The organism is Paraburkholderia sp. WS6 (genome assembly GCF_030464835.1).
GTDB classification, from domain to species: domain Bacteria; phylum Pseudomonadota; class Gammaproteobacteria; order Burkholderiales; family Burkholderiaceae; genus Paraburkholderia; species Paraburkholderia madseniana.
Map to the genome: position 1 here is coordinate 1 of NZ_JALQCK010000104.1, position 2,917 is coordinate 2,917.

Here is a 2,917-nt window from a genome sequence, read left to right on the forward strand (position 1 = left end):
CACATGAGACACACCCGTTATAGGGTCAAGCGAACAAGTGCATGTGGTGGATGCCTTGGCGATCACAGGCGATGAAGGACGCGGTAGCCTGCGAAAAGCGACGGGGAGCTGGCAAACGAGCTTTGATCCGTCGATGTCCGAATGGGGAAACCCACCTCTTTTGAGGTATCCGTAACTGAATACATAGGTTACGTGAAGCGAACGCGGTGAACTGAAACATCTAAGTAACCGCAGGAAAAGAAATCAACCGAGATTCCCAGAGTAGTGGCGAGCGAAATGGGACCAGCCTGTACTCTTTATTCTTACTGTTAGCCGAAAGCTCTGGAAAGTGCTGCCATAGCAGGTGATAGCCCTGTAGGCGAAAACAGTTTGAAAGAACTAGGTGTACGACAAGTAGGGCGGGACACGTGAAATCCTGTCTGAAGATGGGGGGACCATCCTCCAAGGCTAAATACTCGTGATCGACCGATAGTGAACCAGTACCGTGAGGGAAAGGCGAAAAGAACCCCGGGAGGGGAGTGAAATAGATCCTGAAACCGCATGCATACAAACAGTCGGAGCCTTTGAAAGAGGGTGACGGCGTACCTTTTGTATAATGGGTCAGCGACTTACATTCAGTGGCAAGCTTAACCGATTAGGGCAGGCGTAGCGAAAGCGAGTCCGAACAGGGCGTTCAGTCGCTGGGTGTAGACCCGAAACCAGGTGATCTATCCATGGCCAGGATGAAGGTGCGGTAACACGTACTGGAGGTCCGAACCCACTAACGTTGAAAAGTTAGGGGATGAGCTGTGGATAGGGGTGAAAGGCTAAACAAACCTGGAAATAGCTGGTTCTCTCCGAAAACTATTTAGGTAGTGCCTCGTGTATCACCTTCGGGGGTAGAGCACTGTCATGGTTGTGGGGTCCATTGCGGATTACTACGCCATAGCAAACTCCGAATACCGAAGAGTGCAATCACGGGAGACAGACATCGGGTGCTAACGTCCGGTGTCAAGAGGGAAACAACCCAGACCGCCAGCTAAGGTCCCCAAATATTGCTAAGTGGGAAACGAAGTGGGAAGGCTAAAACAGTCAGGAGGTTGGCTTAGAAGCAGCCATCCTTTAAAGAAAGCGTAATAGCTCACTGATCGAGTCGTCCTGCGCGGAAGATGTAACGGGGCTAAGCAATATACCGAAGCTGCGGATGCACATTTATGTGCATGGTAGGAGAGCGTTCCGTAAGCCTGCGAAGGTGCATTGAAAAGTGCGCTGGAGGTATCGGAAGTGCGAATGCTGACATGAGTAGCGATAAAGGGGGTGAAAGGCCCCCTCGCCGTAAGCCCAAGGTTTCCTACGCAACGTTCATCGGCGTAGGGTGAGTCGGCCCCTAAGGCGAGGCAGAAATGCGTAGCTGATGGGAAGCAGGTTAATATTCCTGCACCATTGTTAAATGCGATGGGGGGACGGATCGCGGAAGGTTGTCCGGGTGTTGGAAGTCCCGGTCCTTGCATTGGAGAAGGCGCTCAGGCAAATCCGGGCGCGGAATTCAAGGGTGCGAGGCCATTCACTTCGGTGAAGAAGCAACTGGAAGTGGTTCCAAGAAAAGCCTCTAAGCTTCAGTTTAACAAGACCGTACCGCAAACCGACACAGGTGGGCGAGATGAGTATTCTAAGGCGCTTGAGAGAACTCGGGAGAAGGAACTCGGCAAATTGGTACCGTAACTTCGGGATAAGGTACGCCCCTGTAGCTTGACTGGCCTGCGCCAGAAGGGTGAAGGGGTTGCAATAAACTGGTGGCTGCGACTGTTTAATAAAAACACAGCACTCTGCAAACACGAAAGTGGACGTATAGGGTGTGACGCCTGCCCGGTGCCGGAAGATTAAATGATGGGGTGCAAGCTCTTGATTGAAGTCCCGGTAAACGGCGGCCGTAACTATAACGGTCCTAAGGTAGCGAAATTCCTTGTCGGGTAAGTTCCGACCTGCACGAATGGCGTAACGATGGCCACACTGTCTCCTCCCGAGACTCAGCGAAGTTGAAGTGTTTGTGATGATGCAATCTCCCCGCGGCTAGACGGAAAGACCCCATGAACCTTTACTGTAGCTTTGCATTGGACTTTGAACCGATCTGTGTAGGATAGGTGGGAGGCTATGAAGCGTGGACGCCAGTCTGCGTGGAGCCGTCCTTGAAATACCACCCTGGTTTGTTTGAGGTTCTAACCTTGGTCCGTGATCCGGATCGGGGACAGTGCATGGTAGGCAGTTTGACTGGGGCGGTCTCCTCCCAAAGTGTAACGGAGGAGTACGAAGGTACGCTAGGTACGGTCGGAAATCGTGCTGATAGTGCAATGGCATAAGCGTGCTTAACTGCGAGACCGACAAGTCGAGCAGGTGCGAAAGCAGGTCATAGTGATCCGGTGGTTCTGTATGGAAGGGCCATCGCTCAACGGATAAAAGGTACTCTGGGGATAACAGGCTGATACCGCCCAAGAGTTCATATCGACGGCGGTGTTTGGCACCTCGATGTCGGCTCATCTCATCCTGGGGCTGTAGCCGGTCCCAAGGGTATGGCTGTTCGCCATTTAAAGAGGTACGTGAGCTGGGTTTAAAACGTCGTGAGACAGTTTGGTCCCTATCTGCCGTGGGCGCTGGATATTTGAAGGGGGCTGCTCCTAGTACGAGAGGACCGGAGTGGACGAACCTCTGGTGTACCGGTTGTCACGCCAGTGGCATCGCCGGGTAGCTATGTTCGGAAGAGATAACCGCTGAAAGCATCTAAGCGGGAAACTCGCCTTAAGATGAGATATCCCCGGGGCTTCGAGCCCCTTGAAGGGTCGTTCAAGACCAGGACGTTGATAGGTCAGGTGTGGAAGCGCAGTAATGCGTTAAGCTAACTGATACTAATTGCCCGTAAGGCTTGATCCTATAACAGGTGTGT

At 52.6% G+C, this 2,917-nt stretch carries 1 rRNA gene; it reads left to right on the top strand.

The annotated features are described in order from the left end of the window. Window positions 1–23 precede the first annotated feature (23 nt). Window positions 24–2,904 (top strand): 23S ribosomal RNA (locus M0D64_RS44670). Window positions 2,905–2,917: the final 13 nt, after the last annotated feature.